At 31.7% G+C, this 19,933-nt stretch carries 19 protein-coding genes and 1 tRNA gene; 10 read left to right on the top strand and 10 right to left on the bottom strand.

Translation table 11 applies throughout. The annotated features are described in order from the left end of the window. Window positions 1–2 precede the first annotated feature (2 nt). The 5 genes from M4I44_RS04670 to M4I44_RS04650 form a co-directional block, all read right to left on the bottom strand. Window positions 3–299, bottom strand: a complete 297-nt coding sequence (locus M4I44_RS04670; RefSeq protein WP_249966652.1) for a hypothetical protein — start codon at window positions 297–299, stop codon at window positions 3–5. Between the two features lie 315 nt (window positions 300–614). Continuing rightward, the gene (locus M4I44_RS04665) at window positions 615–1,601 is read right to left on the bottom strand and encodes a hypothetical protein (RefSeq protein WP_249966651.1); all 987 of its coding nucleotides are present in this window, start codon (window positions 1,599–1,601) and stop codon (window positions 615–617) included. A 9-nt stretch (window positions 1,602–1,610) separates the two neighbouring features. Next, window positions 1,611–3,290: a hypothetical protein gene (locus M4I44_RS04660; RefSeq protein WP_249966650.1), complete on the bottom strand. Its 1,680-nt coding sequence runs from the start codon at window positions 3,288–3,290 to the stop codon at window positions 1,611–1,613. 127 nt (window positions 3,291–3,417) lie between these two features. After that, complete coding sequence (locus tag M4I44_RS04655) at window positions 3,418–4,902, bottom strand: GH3 auxin-responsive promoter family protein (protein ID WP_089078495.1); 1,485 nt, start codon at window positions 4,900–4,902, stop codon at window positions 3,418–3,420. An 11-nt stretch (window positions 4,903–4,913) separates the two neighbouring features. Beyond that, a complete protein-coding gene (locus M4I44_RS04650) occupies window positions 4,914–5,414 on the bottom strand; it encodes a hypothetical protein (RefSeq protein WP_017498755.1) in 501 nt (166 codons plus the stop codon). A 212-nt stretch (window positions 5,415–5,626) separates the two neighbouring features. On the opposite strand from M4I44_RS04650, the gene M4I44_RS04645 reads away from it, so the two are divergent. After that, on the top strand, window positions 5,627–5,809 hold the full coding sequence (locus M4I44_RS04645) for a twin-arginine translocase TatA/TatE family subunit (RefSeq protein ID WP_017498756.1): 183 nt from the start codon (window positions 5,627–5,629) through the stop codon (window positions 5,807–5,809). Between the two features lie 73 nt (window positions 5,810–5,882). Here the strand turns inward: M4I44_RS04645 and M4I44_RS04640 are convergent, their stop codons facing one another. Next, window positions 5,883–8,006, bottom strand: a complete 2,124-nt coding sequence (locus M4I44_RS04640) for a Tex family protein (RefSeq protein ID WP_070906231.1) — start codon at window positions 8,004–8,006, stop codon at window positions 5,883–5,885. A 116-nt stretch (window positions 8,007–8,122) separates the two neighbouring features. Here M4I44_RS04640 and M4I44_RS04635 point away from each other — a divergent pair, with 116 nt between their 5' ends. Further along, window positions 8,123–8,392: a DUF1294 domain-containing protein gene (locus M4I44_RS04635; protein ID WP_249966649.1), complete on the top strand. Its 270-nt coding sequence runs from the start codon at window positions 8,123–8,125 to the stop codon at window positions 8,390–8,392. 153 nt (window positions 8,393–8,545) lie between these two features. Here the strand turns inward: M4I44_RS04635 and rpiB are convergent, their stop codons facing one another. Both rpiB and M4I44_RS04625 read right to left on the bottom strand, forming a co-directional pair. Next, window positions 8,546–8,977, bottom strand: a complete 432-nt coding sequence (gene rpiB / locus M4I44_RS04630; RefSeq protein ID WP_249966648.1) for a ribose 5-phosphate isomerase B — start codon at window positions 8,975–8,977, stop codon at window positions 8,546–8,548. Between the two features lie 814 nt (window positions 8,978–9,791). After that, window positions 9,792–10,025 carry a putative signal transducing protein gene (locus tag M4I44_RS04625; RefSeq protein WP_017498760.1) on the bottom strand — a complete coding sequence of 78 codons (234 nt, stop codon included), beginning with the start codon at window positions 10,023–10,025 and terminating at the stop codon, window positions 9,792–9,794. Window positions 10,026–10,198: 173 nt separating this feature from the next. On the opposite strand from M4I44_RS04625, the gene rnr reads away from it, so the two are divergent. Genes rnr through M4I44_RS04610 form a run of 3 tightly spaced genes read left to right on the top strand, consistent with a single transcriptional unit; the run spans window position 10,199 to window position 13,765 of the window. Continuing rightward, window positions 10,199–12,379, top strand: a complete 2,181-nt coding sequence (rnr, locus tag M4I44_RS04620; RefSeq protein ID WP_017498761.1) for a ribonuclease R — start codon at window positions 10,199–10,201, stop codon at window positions 12,377–12,379. A 25-nt stretch (window positions 12,380–12,404) separates the two neighbouring features. After that, window positions 12,405–13,073: a head GIN domain-containing protein gene (locus M4I44_RS04615; RefSeq protein WP_017498762.1), complete on the top strand. Its 669-nt coding sequence runs from the start codon at window positions 12,405–12,407 to the stop codon at window positions 13,071–13,073. A 14-nt stretch (window positions 13,074–13,087) separates the two neighbouring features. Further along, window positions 13,088–13,765: a LysE family translocator gene (locus M4I44_RS04610; protein WP_017498763.1), complete on the top strand. Its 678-nt coding sequence runs from the start codon at window positions 13,088–13,090 to the stop codon at window positions 13,763–13,765. Window positions 13,766–14,304: 539 nt separating this feature from the next. Here M4I44_RS04610 and M4I44_RS04605 read toward each other — a convergent pair. Both M4I44_RS04605 and folB read right to left on the bottom strand, forming a co-directional pair. Next, window positions 14,305–14,375 (bottom strand) — tRNA-Cys (locus M4I44_RS04605). 94 nt (window positions 14,376–14,469) lie between these two features. Beyond that, a complete protein-coding gene (gene folB / locus M4I44_RS04600) occupies window positions 14,470–14,829 on the bottom strand; it encodes a dihydroneopterin aldolase (protein ID WP_017498764.1) in 360 nt (119 codons plus the stop codon). A gap of 107 nt (window positions 14,830–14,936) precedes the next feature. Between folB and M4I44_RS04595 the strand changes: the two genes are divergently transcribed. The 5 genes from M4I44_RS04595 (at window position 14,937) to M4I44_RS04575 (ending at window position 19,929) form a co-directional block, all read left to right on the top strand. After that, window positions 14,937–17,054, top strand: coding sequence for a glutamine--tRNA ligase/YqeY domain fusion protein (locus M4I44_RS04595; RefSeq protein ID WP_249966647.1), 2,118 nt, complete (start codon window positions 14,937–14,939; stop codon window positions 17,052–17,054). A 1,244-nt stretch (window positions 17,055–18,298) separates the two neighbouring features. Next, window positions 18,299–18,778, top strand: coding sequence for a hypothetical protein (locus M4I44_RS04590; RefSeq protein ID WP_249966646.1), 480 nt, complete (start codon window positions 18,299–18,301; stop codon window positions 18,776–18,778). Window positions 18,779–18,868: 90 nt separating this feature from the next. After that, window positions 18,869–19,195 (top strand): YtxH domain-containing protein, encoded by a 327-nt coding sequence (locus tag M4I44_RS04585; protein ID WP_249966645.1) that lies wholly within the window; start codon window positions 18,869–18,871, stop codon window positions 19,193–19,195. A gap of 126 nt (window positions 19,196–19,321) precedes the next feature. Then, window positions 19,322–19,672, top strand: a complete 351-nt coding sequence (locus M4I44_RS04580; protein ID WP_017495753.1) for a hypothetical protein — start codon at window positions 19,322–19,324, stop codon at window positions 19,670–19,672. Window positions 19,673–19,674: 2 nt separating this feature from the next. Further along, the gene (locus M4I44_RS04575; protein WP_249966644.1) at window positions 19,675–19,929 is read left to right on the top strand and encodes a DUF6327 family protein; all 255 of its coding nucleotides are present in this window, start codon (window positions 19,675–19,677) and stop codon (window positions 19,927–19,929) included. Window positions 19,930–19,933: the final 4 nt, after the last annotated feature.

The raw sequence follows: 19,933 nt of genomic DNA, 5'->3' as shown, positions 1-19,933 counted from the left end.
AACTACAATTGAACTCCTCTTACTTTTTCTATTTCAGTATAAATTACTGGTTTTGTTAAAAAATACGGATCAAAATTTTCTCCATTTTTAATAAACTTTACTTCTCCTGTTTCTTCATCAAATTTTATAAATTCATTTGGCGTAAAATATTTTAAAATATCTCTTTTTTCAATTTTAAAAACTCTTCCTTCAAAACTTAAAGTTATTGCATTAATTATTATCGGATCTTGATCCTTTTTTGAACTAATATCAAGACGAATATCATTTGGTAAAATTCCTTCCGGAACACTGAATGTCAACGATTGAATCTCTGAACTTCCTTTTACACCGTTATAAACTGTATTTTTACCATCAAAATATGCAATAGAAGGATCCTTGTAAAAGAGAATTAATTCGTCATCCTTTTGTATTTTTAGATCAACAATTACATCAAATGTATTGGCTTTAATTTCCTCAACTGGTGTAACTTCTTCTTTATTCTTACATGATATAAAAAAATTAGTAAAACTAAATTTATAAAAATTAGCTGTTTTTTCATTGTAATATACTTTTTAAATAGATTTTTTTTAAACTAATAATATATTCCATTCTTTAATTAGAATAATTTTTAATCATTATTTATTTGAATTTAAAAACTTTTGTTTCTTATAAAAAATTTTAAAAAGATTTATAAATCCAAATAGAATAATAAATAAAACTGGAAGTATAAATTTTAACTTTCCGAAGATAGATTTTGTATTTTTTATATTTAGAGTAGCGTTAATGTCTTTAATCGTTTTATCAAAACTTACTAATTTTAGCCTATTTTTTCCTTGTTCAGTAACCAAATACTGCTTTGTCTTTATAATATCATTTAGTTGTGTATTCTCGTTATAATATACTAATTTATCATTTTTAGTAGTGTTTTTTACTGTGCCTGAAAACCCGTTTAAAACATCATTTATCTGAGCAATAATAGTATCATTTTGAGCAATTTCCTGCTCAACATTTTTGAATTCTATTTTTTGAATTGAATTATAGTATTCCGAGTTATTTAAGTATTTTAGTAACGGTTCTATAATTTCTTTTTCATCAATTAATTCATTTGAGATAAATGAAATCGAATGAAAAGTATAGTTTTTACTGGTAACGTTATCCAATAAGATTTTGTTAATGTCACCATCTTCGGCCATTAACTTTATAAGTTCAAAATTTTGTTCTTTATTTTCTACAAATTTAAAAACGTCAGATATGGGTTTAATTTCAATTTTTGAAATTACTCTAGGATTCGAAATTCCAACAACACTTTTTAAGAAAACAGTATCTCCGGAAGCAATCTTTGAATCAATTAAATCAATCTTTGCATATAAATAATCAACACTCCCAAAATTTGGTGCAACAATAATTTTATTATCATACGATTCTCTATTGGCATCCAAATACCAACCCGTCAGAAAACCTAACAAAATGAGTACTGCTACCAAAATCCAGTTTCGAACAAAAAACTGAATACCCCTAAAAATAGAAGTATTGATCCTCTGAAAAAAATGGTTGATTTTTTTTGAAATCTGCAACAAATCAATTTCCTGATCTTCTTGATTTTGGGGTACTCTTGTACTCATTTATAAGTTTTATTTTACGTTGAAAATCTGTTCTAAAATTTTAATGGTGATCAGATACGTTGGTTTTACACCTGTTGTACCTAATCCACCTGAAGCTAATGTGCTACCTGTTTCCAATGGATTATCTGATGCATAATAAGCATAGCGAACTTTAATATCGTGTGGTACACTTTTTCTGATTTTAGAGGCAGACTGAATCGCTTTCTGATAATAAGAACCTTCCATTTCAAGACCGATTACACCCCAGGTAGACTCATGGAAGAATTTCAACAAATCTCTGTTTTGCAACGATGTTCCTAAAACGGTAACCATAGCTCCTTCAAAAACAGCAATATCATTTCCTTCAAACATGGCTCCTGTTAATTCATTTTCAAAGAAATAATTATCAGCAGTTCCTTCATTTATGTGTGCAGTAGGAATCATAATATCTCCTTTTCCACCTTCCAGAATTCCGGCTTTACCCATTATCGAAACCGATTTTACGTTCAATAAAGTATCTTTTTTATACGGTTTCAAAAGTTCGTCAATCGTTTCATACGCCTGTTCTCCAAATGCATAATCCATTACAATAATAACTGGTTTTTCTTCTTCCAGTTTTGCTTTTGGAAAAGCCGTTTTTCCCCAGTCAATTTTAGCCGTATCAAAAATCTGAACATCGATATTCGTTCCGGAGCTATCCGGTAGCGAAATCATTCCGTTTTTTAACGCCAGCTCTTCTACATGGCTTCTAATTTCTTTAGCACCTGATTTACTTAATTCTTCATAAATATAGAAATCAGACTTGTCCTTAAATTTTGTTTTCAACAACGGTGTTGCAAAAATTGAATTCATGACACTGTGCATATTTGCACTGATCACATGAATTGGACGTTTTAACAGATTATTTGCCTTAAGAACTTCCTTGATGTTAGTTGCCCAGATTTCACCGTGAATATGGTGCCCTAAACGTTCTCTTAAAACCGGACTAAAAGTTATGGTACGTTTATTATTGTCGATTACTTCTTCAATCGCCAGTTTTCCTAACCAGTAAATAACGTGAAGGAAACGATCAGGAGCATTCTCTGATCCAAAAGCATCATAAATATCCAAAACTTCTTCAAAAGTTCTTGCCAGAATATTAGCAACATGCGAAATTGCTTTTTCTTTTTCTATTTGAGAAAGCTTCTTCGTCTGCAATACGGCTTGTTCTAATTTCAGCCAATCACGGGAAACCTCTCCTCCGTCATCTAATAAAACTCTGTTTTTAATTTTATGTGATTCGATGAAAATAAAAGTCAAATGCGTCAGAATATCATAAATGTCTGATCGCCCGCGAGTGATTTCAACATTCATTTGCTCCTCATCAATACGATAACAGTTTCTTCTTCTTTTTGGAGGAACAATGGGTTGAAAATGTGATTTAGAATATCCTTCGTCTGAAGTTAAATTAATGAAACGACATTGCTCGATTCCTATCGGCAGACGCTCTATTACGTATAAAAGACCATTAAGTTCTACTTTTTCTTCCCCTATATTTCCGTATATCTCCGGACGTAATGCTAGTAATGACTCACGTAAACTATCTCCCGAAACTCCCATTGGTTTATAAAAACCACGGTTGAATAAGTGACGCATTGTAATGTACATTTTTTCTATAGCAGCAGACGATTCCTGTGCTCTTGATCTTGATATATGTTTGGTTTCTTTCATGCTATTCTATTTTAAAATCTTCTTCTTCAGAAGATGCAATTTGTATTTTTCAATCAACGAAAGTAGTAATTTAAAACTATAGTTTCATAAAACCCTAGTGTTACTAAACTGTTGTTTCATTATAATCTTACTTTAAATTATCGGCAATATCTCTATTATTTGATAATCTAGGAATTTTGTTCTGACCTCCTAATTTTCCTTGCGATTTCATGTATTCCTGAAATCCGTTTTTTGAAACTTTGCTTACCACAACTTTACGCAAAACATTTCCGGTTATCAAATCATCGTAGTAAATATTTTGCTTTCGCATCGAATTATCAATTGTTTCTGCAAAAACGTCCATATTTTCGGGTTCTGTTTCAAATTCAATCAGCCATTCATGATACGGTAATCCATTTGAAGGGTTTATTTGCGGGGCAACTGTAAACTCATTAATTACGACTTTGGTTCCTTGCGTGGCTTCTTTCATCGCATTTTCGACCTCGTTTGCAATGACATGTTCTCCAAAAGCTGAAATAAAGTGTTTGATTCGGCCCGAAACAATAACTTTGTGTGGAAATAAGGAAGTAAACTGTACTGTATCTCCAATATTATAACGCCAGAGCCCAGCATTTGTTGAAATAATCAAAGCATAGTTAACACCTGTCTCTACTTCTCCAATGGTCAGACTTTTTGGATTTGGTTCAAAAAATTCATCTGCTTTGATAAATTCGTAAAAAATTCCTGAGTTCAGCAACAGCAGCATCCCTTTTTCTTTTTGAGAATCCTGATACGCGAAAAAGCCTTCTGAAGCGGGAAACAGTTCGATACTGTCTACCTTTCTGCCCATCAGATTTTCAAACTTGGCACGATATGGTTCGTAATTTACTCCTCCGTAAATAAACAATTGAAAGTTTTTAAACAAATCCGTGATTTTCTTACCGCCGCTTTTTTCCTGTAAACGCTCAAAATACATCTGGACCCATGACGGAATTCCCGAAATAATGGTCATATCCTGTTCAATCGTTTCCTCAACAATCGCATCAATCTTAGTTTCCCAATCTTCAATACAATTGGTTTCCCAGGATGGCATTCGGTTTTTCTGAAGATATTTTGGTACAAAATGTGCCCCTATACCAGATAATCTTCCAAATTTGATTCCGTATTTTTCAATTAAAATGGGACTTCCCTGAAGGAAAATCATTTTCCCATCAACAAAATCAGCATTTCCGGTTTCATAGATATAATGTAGAATCGCATTTCTGGATGCTTCAATATGAAAAGGCATCGACTCTTTGGTAAGCGGAATGTATTTGGCTCCGGAAGTTGTACCGGAAGTTTTAGCAAAATAAAGCGGTTTTCCTTTCCAAAGAATATTTTTTTCCCCCATCCTCACCTTATCGATGTAGGGCTTTAAATCTTCATAATCCCGAACAGGCACACGTTTTCTAAAATCATGAACTGTTTTTATCTTATCAAAATGATGGTCTTTTCCAAACTGAGTTTCTTTGGCACTGTGTATTAAACTCTTAAATACAGCTTGTTGGGTTTCGACCGGTTTATTGGCCCAGGCCTTGGTTTGATAATATATGGTGCTGGCAAATAATTTTGCTGCTACTGACTTAATAGACATTGTTTGAGGTATTAATTCTTGTCACTTTTCTTTTTATTTCGGGATTTTTCACCCGACTCCTTCTCCATTTTGGCCACTTCTTCTCTTAATTTAATTTCTTCTTCCGAAGCTTTCATATCCACCTCCGAAGGCTCATCTGTTTCTGCTAAAATAGAATCTTTATTGAATTTTGCATATTCCAATTCTCCTCTTAAAACCTTCTGAATCCCGTTTATATAGGCCTCATTTTTCTTTAAAGCAGTTTCCAGTGAATCTGATTTTATAGCCAATTCTGTCGCGTTCTTTTTTAATTCAGAGGAAGAATACCCCGGAATAAACTCGCGCAAAGGGGTAAAAGCAATGATGAAAGTAGTAATTAAAATTAAAAAAATTCCACCCAAAGTAAACGTCACAAAAACGTTCATTAAATTAAGTTTGAACGAAAAAATTTCTTCAAAAGTATCCTCATTCAAAATCACCAATCGGTTCTTAATGAATAAACTTTTCCTGAAATTGAACTTTTTCCTGGTCATTTATGGTTATTTATTACGAGCAAATATAACAATTAATCGTCTTGTTGCTGCGAGCCAAAAATGAACGAATACACTTATTTTACTATTTTATAAAATATTTAACGCTGTCACAAACAAATATTTTAATCTAAAAAGACTCCTTGTTCGTATATTTCTATATACCTTTGCTTAAAATTTAGAAAACAATTTGCTTCGGCATTAAATATACAATCATGGGAAGATTAGGTCTTACAGAAATCCTCGTAATAGTAGGTATTGTGATATTACTTTTTGGAGGTAAAAAAATTCCGGAATTAATGAAAGGTTTAGGAAGCGGAATTAAAGAATTCAAAAATGCCGCTAAGGATGATCAATCTGCTCCTGCTGCTAAAAAAGAAGAGGAAGAAACAAAATAATAACTTTCGAGTTGTTAGAAATCCCAAATTACAATTATATAAGATTGTAATTTGGGATTTTTTTATTTCCTTTTTATAGTATCATCGTCAGCTGAATTCTCTTTCTATCTTCATCAACCTCGGTAACCTTAACGTCAACATGCTGATGTAGTTTTACTACTTCGTTTACATCGCTGACAAATCCTGCTTTTAGCTGAGAAATGTGAACCAGGCCACTTTCTTTAATTCCTATATCAACAAAACAGCCAAAGTTTGTTATGTTATTCACAATTCCAGGTAAAATCATTCCGGTTTTCAAATCTTTTATCGATTTTACATTGGCATCAAACTCAAAAACCTTAGCCGACTTTCTTGGGTCTAATCCAGGCTTTTCAAGCTCTTTTATAATATCTTTTAAAGTTAATAACCCAATTTGAGGAGTAATATAATTTTCGGCCTTAATAAGCGCTGTTTTCTCTTTATTAGCAATTAATTCATTTACCGAAAGTTTTAAATCTTTTGCCATCTTTTCAACAACCGGATACGCTTCCGGGTGCACTGCCGAATTGTCCAGCGGATTTTTAGCATTTGTAATTCTAATAAAAGCAGCTCCCTGCTGATAAGCCTTATCTCCTAAACGAGGCACTTTCTTCAATTGTTTTCTGTCCTCAAAAGGGCCATTTTCAGAACGGTACTGAACAATATTTTCGGCCAGCTTCTCTCCTATTCCACTCACATAACTCAATAAATGTTTACTCGCCGTATTGATATTGATTCCAACCGAGTTCACACAACGAATTACCGTATTGTCTAATTCTTCTTTTAATTTCGTCTGATCCACATCATGTTGATATTGACCTACTCCAATTGCTTTTGGATCAATTTTTACCAACTCGGCCAACGGATCTGAAAGTCGCCTTCCAATAGAAACAGATCCACGAACCGTAACATCATAATTTGGAAATTCCTCCCTTGCAATTTTTGATGCCGAATATACCGACGCTCCTGCCTCAGAAACAATAAAAACCTGTAACGGTTTGTCAAACGCGATTTTTTTGATGAAAAACTCCGTTTCACGTGATGCCGTTCCGTTTCCAATAGAAATAGCGTCAATCTGATACGCATTTACCATAGAACGAATTTTTTTGATCGCCATAGTTTCCTCATTTTGAGGCGCGTGAGGATAAATGGTTTCATTATACAACAAATCTCCTTTTTCATCTAAGCAAACTACTTTACAGCCACTTCTAAATCCTGGATCGATTGCCAAAATACGCTTTTCTCCCAACGGCGGCGCTAATAATAACTGTCCTAAATTATTCGCAAAAACCTGGATTGAATTAGCATCCGCTTTTGCTTTTGCTTCCTGCAAAGTTTCATTTCCAATAGCAGGATTTAGCAATCGCTTATAACTGTCTTCAATCGCTAACTGCAAATGTGCGGTTGTACTGTTTTGTTTTTTAATGATGATTTCATCAATAATGTCATAGGCTTCGTCCAGATCAACATCCACTTTCATTTTTACGAATCCCTCATTTTCAGCACGAAGCATTGCTAATAAACGATGTGAAGGCGCTTTTGTCAACGGTTCTTCCCACTCAAAATACTGACTGAACTTTTGAGCTCCTTCTTCCTCACTCTTCTTTTTTACAACTTTAGTTGCTATCACTGCTTTTCGTTGATACAATCTTCGCAATTGTTTACGAACATAAATATTTTCGTTTATCCATTCCGCGATAATATCTCGTGCGCCCTGCATGGCAGCTTCTTCATTAATCACATTTTCGTTCAGGTATTGTGTTGAAATAAAATCAACATCAACATCATTCTCCGACATAATGATTTTTGCCAATGGTTCTAAACCAAATTCACGCGCAACATCTGCTTTTGTTTTCTTTTTCTTTTTAAAAGGCAGATAAAAATCTTCTATTTCCTGTAAATCAAAACTTTGCTCAATTTTCTGTTTCAATTCCGGCGTAAGTGATTTTTGTTCCTCAATAGATTTCAAAACCGCTTCTTTGCGTTTTACAATCGTTTCATATTCCTTTTGAAGTTTCGCAATTTGCTCAATTTGAACTTCGTCCAGATTTCCGGTTGTATCTTTTCGGTAACGTGAAATAAACGGAACTGTACAATCTTCCTCTAGTAATTTTACCGTGTTTTGAATGTTAATTGCTGCTGTTGGGACAGACTTGGCAATGAATTGAATATTAGTCATACTTTATAATGAAATAATTTCTGGATTAGAAAATGAGATAATCTGTCTGTCAAAATTGACATTAGATTAATCAATCACCCCGCTAAAATAATATCTTTGTTTTTAATTTTAAGCCGATGGAAATTTTATTAACGTATTTTTTAGTCGTAAATATCACTGTTTTTATTCTCGCAGGATATGATAAATATCAAGCCCGGAAAAACAAACAAAGAATTCCTGAAAACACCTTATTTTTTCTGGAAGCCATTGGTGGCACAGTTGGATTGTTCTTAGCAATGTTATTCTTTAGACATAAAACGAGCAAATCTTCTTTTATTATAAAATTCTCGTTTATTTTTTTCATTCAGATTGTATTGATTTATCTAAAAATGAAAGTTAAATTTTAAACAATTACATTGTTAATAACTACATAAATACCTTTTGATCAGTTACTTAAAATTAAAACTTCTGTTATTTAAACAACAAACCGGATGAATTTTAAAAATCCGCCCGGCTTATGTATTTAGTATTGGTGCGAAGCACCGAATTTTTTTGAATTTTTACTGACAAGCAATTTTATTCACTCTGTTTTGATGTCTTCCGCCTTCAAATTCCGTTGTTAAAAAGATTTCAACAATCTCAACTGCCTGAGGAATAGAGGTAAAACGAGCCGGAATACTTACAATATTAGCATCGTTGTGTAAACGTGTTAAATAAGCAATTTCTTTAGTCCAGCATAAACCAGCTCTTACTTTTGGATGTTTGTTAGCCGTCATTGCAATTCCGTTTCCGCTGCCGCAGATTACAATTCCAAAATCAGCTTTACCTTCAGATACATCACTTGCAACCGGGTGGCCAAAATCAGGATAATCAACAGAAGCCTCTGTATCAGTCCCATAATTGGTTACTTCATATCCTTTTGCCTGCAGCATTGCAACAATTGCTTTTTTGTAATCCGGTCCTGCGTGGTCATTTCCTATCGAAATTTTCATTTTTTCTATACTATTAAGTTGTGTGGTACAAATTTACTCAATTAATAAATGTTTGCCACGAATTACATGAATTTTCACGAATTTCTTTTTTCTGCTCACTTATAAACATTCCATAAATCATCTCAATTAAAATCGATGTACATTCGTAAAACCAGCCGGAAAAAAACAAAATATATAACTATCACACTATCAAATTCTTAACAGTTATTAACATTATTAACAACTCTGTAACTGTCTCATTACCAATAAAGAATAATTATAATATTTGTTAAAATTTTGAAGTGTTGATAGCGATTCGTAATTCGTTGATATTCAATTAACTTTAAGTTAACATTATTTGTTAATAAGTAAGAATAGAAAATAAGAAGTTTTTTTTGGTCGTGTCGAAAAAAAACCTAATCCAAAACGCAAATGAAATAACCTAATAAAGTTTCAGGAATTTTTGGAAAAGTTATCAATACCAAAAATGCCATTTTCAACAAAAATCAACTTATGAAGTTATCTACAAATTGAATTCATTTTTGGTTGTCAACCGTTGTTAATTAAAATACAAAAACGCTTAGAAATTAATCCTTTAACAAAATATAAGTATGTTGATAACTCAAGATAACTAAGAGAAACTTCATTTCAATGCTTTTAAAAATAAATTTATAGCACATATTAACAAGCTATAATAACAAACAAATTTTTTTAAATTTTTAAAATTCTTTTTTGTTGTATTTAATATATGTTGACAACTTTGAAAACTGAAAAAGAAAAAATTTAAATTTTATTTGAATTCAAAGCTAATTTGAATTTGTTTTTGATTGTTGTTTCAAACGATTTTCAGAGGATTGTTCAGATTGTCCAGAATTTGCTGAACTTCTTCGAAATCGTTCGGATGAACTTTGAGTTTGATTCCACCCAGCGCAGTGCTGTACAAGGGAACGACAGACAGTGTCATTTCGTTTTCAAAAAAATAAGGAATCCCTTCCTGTTCTAATAAGTGTTTCAGAACCACGGTTTCGTGTAAATAATTGAATACAGCAATGGTTTTAAAGCTTTCCATATCAGGTCTTTTTGTAAAGATACTCAAATGAATAGTACCAAAATTTGTTCTTGGTACTAATTTGAATAGACGAATTGCAACGACTTCCAGAAAGTTATATTTTTAATAATTTATTTGTTAAAATATATAATCTGATATCTTATTTGTAATTTTAAACTTTTAAGAAAAGATATATGAGTAAGAAAATTAGAAAGCCGATAAAAAAAGAGAAAGATTTCTCCAGTAAAATAGTAAAAATTTTATCGCAAAGCCCAAATAAAGGATTCAACTACAAACAAATAGCAGCAAAACTTGAACTTGACGATACTAAAAGCAGAAATCAGATTATAAAAGATTTAAAAATTCTGGCTGCTTCAAAGAAAATTATTGAATCAGAACCGGGTAAATATTTAGTAAAAGCCGAAAGTCAGGATTATTACGAAGGAACAATTGATATGACCAGTAGGAAAACGGCCTATTTTATTTGTGATGAGTTTAGCGAAGATGTATTTATTCCAACCAATAATTTAAACAGAGCTTTAGACAAAGACAAAGTAAAAGTTTATGTTTACAACCGAAGAAAAGGTAAAAGACCTGAAGGTGAAGTAATTAGCGTAATCGAAAGAAACAAAACGGAGTTTGTTGGAGTAATTGATATTCAGGCCAATTTTGCCTTTGTATCTACCGCAAACCCTAAGATGTATACGGATATTTTTATTCCAAAAGATAAACTGGGAGAAGCAGAAAATGGTGACGTTGTTTTAGTTGGTATTGAAGATTGGCCTAAAAGAGCCGATAGTCCGTTTGGATCTGTATTAAGAGTTTTAGGAAAACCCGGAGAACACAATACGGAGATTCATGCGATTTTGGCCGAATACGGTTTACCGGCAGATTTTCCGGTAGAAGTAGAGGTTTATGCTCAAAAAATTGATACTTCAATTCAGGAAGCTGAGATTGCAAGACGTCGTGATATGCGTGATACACTAACGTTTACGATAGATCCGAAAGATGCTAAAGATTTTGATGATGCCTTATCTTTCAAAAAGTTAGAGAATGGAAATTATGAAATTGGAATTCATATTGCCGACGTTTCCTATTACCTGGAAGAAGGAACAATTTTAGATGATGAAGCCTATCAACGTGCCACTTCGGTTTATTTGGTGGATAGAGTAGTACCAATGCTTCCGGAAGTATTGTCTAATTTTGCCTGTTCATTACGTCCAAATGAAGAGAAATATACTTTCTCAGCGATTTTTGAAGTTTCTCCAACTGCACAGGTTATTAACCAATGGTTTGGAAGAACTGTGATTTATTCTGATCAGCGATTTGCATACGAAGAAGCACAGTATATAATTGAAACAAAAGACAATACAATTCCTGTTGATATCTCAATCACCGGAGAATCGTATACGGTTTCTGATGAAATTACAGAAGCCACTTTAAAATTAGATGAGTTAGCAAAGATTTTAAGAAGAAAAAGAATGGCCAATGGAGCTATTTCTTTTGATAAAGTCGAAGTAAAATTCAACCTGGATGAAGAAGGAGAACCGGAAGGAGTGTATTTTAAAATTTCAAAAGATGCCAATCATCTGATCGAGGAATTTATGCTTTTGGCCAACAGAAAAGTAGCAGAATACATTGGTAAACAAAAGAAAACATTCGTTTACAGAATCCATGATGAACCTAACGAAGACAAATTAATTGCGATGCAAACCGTAATTGCTAAATTTGGATATAAAATAGATTTTAGAAACAAAGGAGATATTTCGAAATCACTGAATGCTTTGATGGAAGAAGTAAATGGTAAAAAAGAGCAGAATTTAATTGATACTCTGGCGATCAGAAGTATGAGTAAAGCTAAATATTCGACAGAGAATATTGGTCACTATGGTTTAGCTTTTGATTATTACAGCCATTTTACATCACCAATTCGTCGTTATCCGGACGTTATGGTACACCGCTTGCTGCAGTATTATTTAGACAATGGAGCTTCTGTAGATGAAGAAGCCTACGAAACAAAATGTTTACATTGTTCTAATATGGAAAGTTTAGCCACTAATGCTGAGCGGGATAGTATCAAATACATGCAGGTGAAATACATGCAGGATCATCAGGACGAGGAATTTCTTGGAGTTATTTCTGGTGTTACGGAATGGGGAATTTATGTGGAGATTGTTTCCAACAAGTGTGAAGGAATGGTAAGAATCAGAGAGATAAAAGATGATTATTATACTTTCGATGAAAAACAATATGCATTAGTTGGAGCCACTTCAAACAGCATTTTACAATTAGGAGACGAAATTTATGTAAAAGTTAAAAATGCTGATTTAGTTAAAAAACAGTTGGATTTTCATTTTTTAAGAAGAGCAGAATAGAAGTTTAATTTAAAAGAATAGAAGTATGAAAAAGTTAATTATAGTAGCTGCAATTTTATTGGTTCAGATGTCTTTTGGTCAGGTTACTAAAGAGTTAGGTGATTTTGATTCCGTTAAAGTATTTGATAAGTTAAGTGTAAAATTAGTTCAGTCTTCAGAAAATAAGATTGTAATTAAGGGAGCAAGAGAATCAGAAGTCGAAGTTGTTAACAAGAAAGGTTTATTAAAATTAAGAATGCCTTTTCCTAAGTTATTATCGGGAAATGATTTGGATATTACCGTATATTACAAACGTTTAGAGCTTATAGATGTTAATGAAGGAGCCAGTGTTAGTAGTAAAGATGTTATAAAAGCAACGGTATTTAAAGTAAGTGCACAAGAGGGCGGAACGATTAATGTTGAATTAAATGTTGATAAACTTAATGTAAGCTCCGTTTCTGGTGGTTCAATTACTTTAAGTGGTAAAGCCGATAATCAGGATGCAGGTCTTGGAGCCGGTGGTTATTTGTTGGCAAGTAAATTAAAGACCTCACAAACGAAAGTAAGCGTTTCTGCGGGAGGAAAAGCAGATGTGAATGCTTCAACCCTTGTTGATGCAAAAGTGAGCGCAGGAGGCTCTATTTACATTTATGGAAAACCGAAGCAAATAAATCAAAAAACGGTTTTTGGAGGTAAAATCGAAGAAGTAAAATAAGAAATTGTATTTGAATGATAAATGATATTTTGGCTGGACTGCCATGGGGACTTTTTTTAAGTTTTATGGTAGGTCCGGTATTTTTTATACTATTGGAAACCAGTATTACGAAAGGATTCAGAGCTGCATTAGTTTTTGATCTTGGTGTAGTATTAGGTGATATTTTCTTTATTGCAATTGCCTACTTGGGAAGTTACAGACTGATTCAGAGTTTAAAAGACAAACCTGCTCTTTTTATTTTTGGCGGAATTATTATGCTGGCGTACGGTATAATTTCTTTCGTAAGACTAAAGAAAGAAGCAAAAATAAACGACGAAGAAATCGATCGTGATATTATTAAAAGAAACTACGGTAGTTTATTTGTAAAAGGCTTTTTACTGAACGTTATTAACATTGGCGTTCTTGGTTTTTGGTTAGCCGTTATTATTTCTGTTGGTCCAAAGTTAGAAATGCAAAATTCGAGAATGTTTACTTTTTTTACTTCGGTTATCATTACCTATTTAGTAGTTGATTGCCTTAAAATATTATTAGCCAAACAATTAAAATCAAAAATGACACCTACGAATATCCTAAAAATTAAAAAAGGTATTAGTGTTGTATTGATGGTTTTTGGTGTTGTTTTAATGATTCAGGGTTGGTTTCCGAAAGAGAAAGAAATGGTTAAAAACGCTTTCGAAAAGATTGAAAAGTAAGTTGTTAATAACTCCAAATTATAAAATTAAACCTCTGTATATCAGAGGTTTTTTTTATATATTAAACCGGACAGGTTTTTAAAACCTATCCGGTTTGCAATTTTGCGTAAAGTTTGTCATTTCGAGGAACGAGAAATCACACAAGAAACTCCGTAAACTTAATCGACAATCTTTGTCGATTAATTGGTGTGATTTCTCGTTCCTCGAAATGACAAGATTGTGTATAATTTAATGCCTCAAAAACCTCTAAATTTCTTTAGAGGTTTTTGAGGCATCGTCCGGATTCGAACATAAATCTTTATCTAATTTTTTCTAAAAATTACCATAAAAAAAGACACATTTCTGTATCTCTTTTTGAGGCATCGTCCGGATTCGAACATAAATCTTTATCTAATTTTTTCTAAAAATTACCATAAAAAAAAGACACATTTCTGTATCTCTTTTTGAGGTATCGTCCGGATTCGAACATAAAATCTTTATCTAATTTTTTCTAAAAATTAAACATAAAAAAAACCTCTAAATTTCTTTAGAGGTTTTTGAGGCATCGTCCGGATTCGAACCGGAGTAGGAGCTTTTGCAGAGCCCAGCCTAGCCGCTCGGCCACGACGCCATTACTTGAACGGATGGCAAAAGTAACTAAAATCTTTAAATTTCAAAAGTTTCAAAGTAACTATTTTAAAAAATTAGCATTTTTAAAGAAAAAATTATTTTCTCGTTTCCGTCATTTTTATAGTAACTGTTTCAACATCACCACCAATAGGAGGATTTATCTTAGAAACCCAAACAGTAGTTTTTTCTATCATTTCAATCTCCGAAAGTACACGAATATTGATTCTTTTGGCTACATGCTCTAATAAATGAGAGCGAATTGCCATTTCTTCGGTTACAATTTTGTTCAAATGAACGTAATCAACAGTATCTAACAAATGATCTGTTTGTGCTGATTTTTGTAAATTAGTTTTGATTTTTAGATCAACCGTGTAATCAGATCCAATTTTTCCTTCTTCAATTAAACATCCATGGTAGGAAAAAGTACGGATGTTTTTTAATTTTATAACTCCCATTTTCTTATTGTTTAAAGTTTAAAGTTTCAGGTTCAACGACACTTAAATGACTTTAAACCTGAAACCTGAAACCTTTTTTTTATCTTTGCTAAAATTACTATAAAATAATGGCATCAGAAGAGAAATCACTCAATTTTATTGAACAAATCATAGAGGAAGATTTAAAATCAGGTCTTTCTAAAACCAAACTTCATTTTCGTTTTCCACCAGAACCAAATGGATATTTGCACATTGGGCATGCAAGTTCTATTGCGTTAAATTTTGGTTTGGGAATTGATTATCAGTCACCTGTAAATTTACGTTTTGACGATACAAATCCCGAAAAAGAAGAACAGGAATTTGTTGATGCTATAAAAAAAGATGTAGAATGGTTGGGATATACCTGGTCAGAAGAACGATATGCTTCAGATTATTTTCAGCAACTATATGATTGGGCTGTTTTGTTAATTAAGAAAGATAAAGCTTATGTAGACAGTCAGTCTTCAGAAGAAATGGCGATTCAAAAAGGAACTCCGTCAACGATAGGAACTGATAGTCCGTACAGAAATCGTTCAGTCGAAGAGAATTTAGACCTGTTCGAAAGAATGAAAAATGGTGAATTTGAGGCTGGTACTCATATTCTTCGTGCCAAAATAGACATGAAATCAACCAATATGTTGATGCGTGATCCTATCATGTACAGAATTTTACACAAACATCATCATAGAACAGGGGATAACTGGAAAATCTACCCAATGTACGATTGGGCACATGGACAAAGTGATTATTTGGAAGGCATTTCACACTCATTTTGTACACTGGAATTTTTGCCTCACCGTGAATTATACGATTGGTTTTTAGACCAAATTTTTGAAGATAATAAACTACGTCCGAAGCAGAGAGAATTTGCCAGACGTAATCTTTCGCATACAGTTGTAAGCAAAAGAAAATTACAGCAACTAGTTAAGGAAAAGCATGTTAACGGTTGGGATGATCCTAGAATGTCAACCATTTCCGGACTAAGAAGAAGAGGTTATACTGCTGCATCTTTGCGTAATTTTGCTAATACAATTGGTATTGCAAAACGTGATAATCTGATCAGTGTATCGGTTTTAGAATTCTGTATCCGTGAAGATTTGAACAAAATTGCACCACGTGTTATGGCCGTTTTAGATCCGGTAAAATTGGTAATTACAAATTATCCTGAAGGAAAAGAGGAGTGGTTGGAAGCCGAAAATAATCAGGAGGATGAAAATGCAGGTTTCAGAAAAGTGCCTTTTTCACGTGAATTATATATCGAAAGAGAAGACTTTTTAGAAGATGCGCCTGCTAAATTTTTCCGTCTTACTTTAGGAAAAGAAGTACGTCTAAAAAATGCTTATATCATTAAAGGTGAAAGTGTTATAAAAGATTCAGAAGGTAATATTACGGAGATTCATGTAAGTTATGACACTGATTCTTTAAGCGGAAGCGGGACAGAAGCAAGTCAGAGAAAAGTATCCGGAACCTTACATTGGGTTTCCATTCAGCATGCAGTTGAAGCAGAAGTTCGTATGTACGATCGTTTGTTTACAGATGAAGCTCCGGACAGTTATAAAGAGAAAAATTTCTTAGATTTTGTGAACCCAAATTCGTTGGAAATAATTACAGGATTTGTTGAACCAAGTTTGGCTACAGCTCAAAACGAAGATAAATTTCAGTTTCAACGTTTGGGTTATTTTACAGTGGATAAAGATTCAACTCCTTCAAAATTAGTATTTAACAAAACGGTTGGACTAAAAGATGCCTGGGAAGAGAAGGGTAAAAAAGAAGAAAATAGTATCAACAATTCTTTGAAGGATATCAATAAATATTTCAAAGTGGAGACAAAAGCAGAACGTATTGCTATTGAAAGTGCAATAGGGGAGAGCATCAAAAATGTTTCTAGTTTTTCGTTGTTGCAAAATTCTTTAAAGAAGAATATTAACAATAACAAAGGATCATTGTTGTTTGCTCAGTTTATTCTAAAATATTCCAGTTTGAAATCTCCTGATTTTGAAGAAGAGGATATTAAAAAATTGTACACGATGTCTCTTAGAAGTGAATCTACTTATGTGAGATCTAAAGCACTTTTAAATTTAAGAGATTTAGAAAATGAAAGTTTAAGAAAACAATTTGAAGAAGATATTTTGAAGTTACATTCAAATCCTCCAAAAAATGCTTCGATGAGAGAAATTGAAATTCTTTCTGAAATGATTCAAAAATAATATAATTATAATCTATTAAAAAGCGCTTTTTGTAAGCGCTTTTTTTATTATTTGTATTTTCTATTAATATTTAAAAATTTATAGAGTTTTTAGATTAAAAACAGCCTTCATAAGTTGATTTTAAGCTATAAAAAAAACTTCTTTCGACTCATTTATCATCTTTGTGAAAATAGTTAAAAATTTAGCTTTATTTTAATTTTAGCTTTTATTTTAGTCTGATTTACTACTTTTGAACATTAGATTATGGAAAAAGTTATGAATTCGACTGGTTTTGTAAATTTTTCAAAGAATTTATTCAATTTTATCACTTTTGAAGCAAAATGAAAAGATAAAATTATAATAATTAATTTTATCTATTAATTTTTATTATAATTAAGTTTTTATTTATTATTTGTAAAAATTATATAATGGATTAATTTTATAGTTTTTATAGATTAAAAATGACTTTCATAAATTAAATTTAAGACAGAAAAAATAATCAGTGGAGTTATTTATCATCTTTTAAAAAATGATTCAAAAATAAAGCTAGTATTAATTTTAGCTATTTTTAGGGTAGAATTTTTAGACGAAGAACCCATTATTGCTCATAAAATTCGTAGTTATCTAATTTTTGTAAAACGGAAGATAAATTTGGTTCAAAAGAGAGATTTAAATGGGAATTTTAACCAATTAGCATATGATTTATTTTAATTATAAAATTTATTTTTTGTTATGTTTTTATCTATTATTTATAAAAACTATTTTATTTTTAAAATTTATAGATGTTTTAGATTAAAAATGGCTTTAATAGAGTGATTTTAAAATAATTTTTTATTTCTTCTATGTTGTAACTCATTTATTGAATAATCGTTGATTTACGGCCTTTATTTTAGTTTTTGATGTTATTTTTCTCAGTTTAACGGGTTATTAACACACAATTGTTTATAAAGTTCGTATTTTTATGCAAATGTCAAATTGAAAATGTTTTTTCGATAATTTAAAACGAAAGCTGAGAATCGAAAAGTGAGTTGGGCTAAAGTTTAAAAATGATTCATTTTTGCTTTAGTTTTAATTCTGGAAATGAATTCTTGTCAATCGTTTTATATTCTAATTTTCATTGTGATCTCATTTTGATAATATTTCAGCGAATAAGTATTTTTTCAAAGTAGTTTCATAATGTTAAAAATCATAGAATTATTCATACTGATAGTTTCAAATTTTGATTTTCAATTTTTGACTGTAAACAATTTTAAATTTATTTAGTTATGAAAAATATTATTATTACACTGTCGTTTTTATTTGCAAATCTTGCAATTGGTCAAACGCACCAAATTACAAAACACAATGGAGAACAATTGGATGTTAATTTCATCAAACAAGAAAATGATTTAATTTATTATTCATTAGATGGGAGTAGAGAAGAACAGAAAATTAGTAAGTACGCAGTTTCACAATTGACCAATAAAGAAACAAAAGAAACAAAAAAAATAAGCGATAAAGTTCTGGTTGATTCTAAATCAGATTACAAATTGGTTACCGTTTTACCTCAGGAGAAAACAGCCGGTTTGAAACAAGTAGCTAATTTTTCAGGAGTGTCAACAAAAACAAAAGGGGAGTCGCCACTTGCAAATCAGAAACAGACTGCAATGAGAATAAAAACAAAATCGGCTTCTAACGGATACCCATTTGTGAGCATTGTTGAAAAAGCAGATGGAAAGTATGAAGCGGTAGCTTATGCGTATTAAATTTTGTGTTAACTTTTATTAAATAACATCAAGTCAATATTTTATAGTTTAAAAAAAGAGTACCTTTATTAATCACTTAAATTAAATATTATGTCAAAGAATCTAAATACTGTAGCAGCAATTATAGGTGCTGCGGCCGCTGGTGCAGCGATTGGAATTTTATTTGCTCCTGATAAAGGATCTAAAACTCGTGCTAAACTGAAAGAAGGTTTAGATGATGCGGCGCATAATTTAAAAGATTCACTTTCAGCAAGTTCTGAAGTATTGCGTGAAAAGTTTACGCACGCAAAAGAAAATTTAGATGGAACTTATGGAGAGCTGCTTTCAAATATGAGTTATAAAACAGAAGAAGTAATTAGTTTTTTAGAAACTAAACTGTCTGATTTAAAAGCACAAAACGCTAAACTTCAGAAATAATAATCCGGAAGCACAAAGCTTAGAATGATTTGTTGGATTGTGTTGGTTATTTTATTCTTAGAATGACTAAATGACAATTTTTAAATCATAAGTTTTGTGCTTCTTTTTTTAACCAAAACTACAACTATGGCTTTTGAAGAATTAAAAGAGAATACTGAAAATATTCAGGATCAGGCTAAAATTTATCTCGACAGTCATTTGGCCTATTATAAACTTTGGGGTTTTAAGGTTGCAATGAAATCGACCACTCTGATTTTTAAGTTTACTTTGATATTATTGTGTGTTGGAATGGTATTACTTTTTGGATCTGTAGCAGCAGCATTCGCTTTTAGTAATTTGTTTGGAAGTTACACTTTAGGATTTCTGACAGTAGGAGGGATCTATCTTTTGGCAACAATACTACTTTTCTTTGTAAAAGATAAGTTTGTAGAAGGGCCAATTTTGGAGAAATTTTCAGAAATATTTTTTAATGATTAATTATGGAAACAAAAAAATATTCATCATACGCTGAAATCGAGAGAGATTTAGAAATTCTGAAATTGGAGAAAGATATTAATTATCAAAAATTAGTATTAAGTTTTCAAAGAACTAAGGAGTCTATAACACCCCAAAATATAATTAACGGAGTATTTTCTTCTTATAAAGAGTATTTCTTTAATTCATATCCACAAATTTTACAATCCATTTTACCCTATATTATCAATTGGTTTTTAAATAAAAAAAGAGGCAAATAAGCCT

Origin of the sequence: Flavobacterium sp. B183, assembly GCF_023539155.1 — a bacterium.
Taxonomy (GTDB): Bacteria; Bacteroidota; Bacteroidia; order Flavobacteriales; family Flavobacteriaceae; genus Flavobacterium; species Flavobacterium tructae.
The sequence above is the reverse complement of the archived record's forward strand: the minus strand, read 5'-3'. Positions and strand labels throughout refer to the sequence as shown.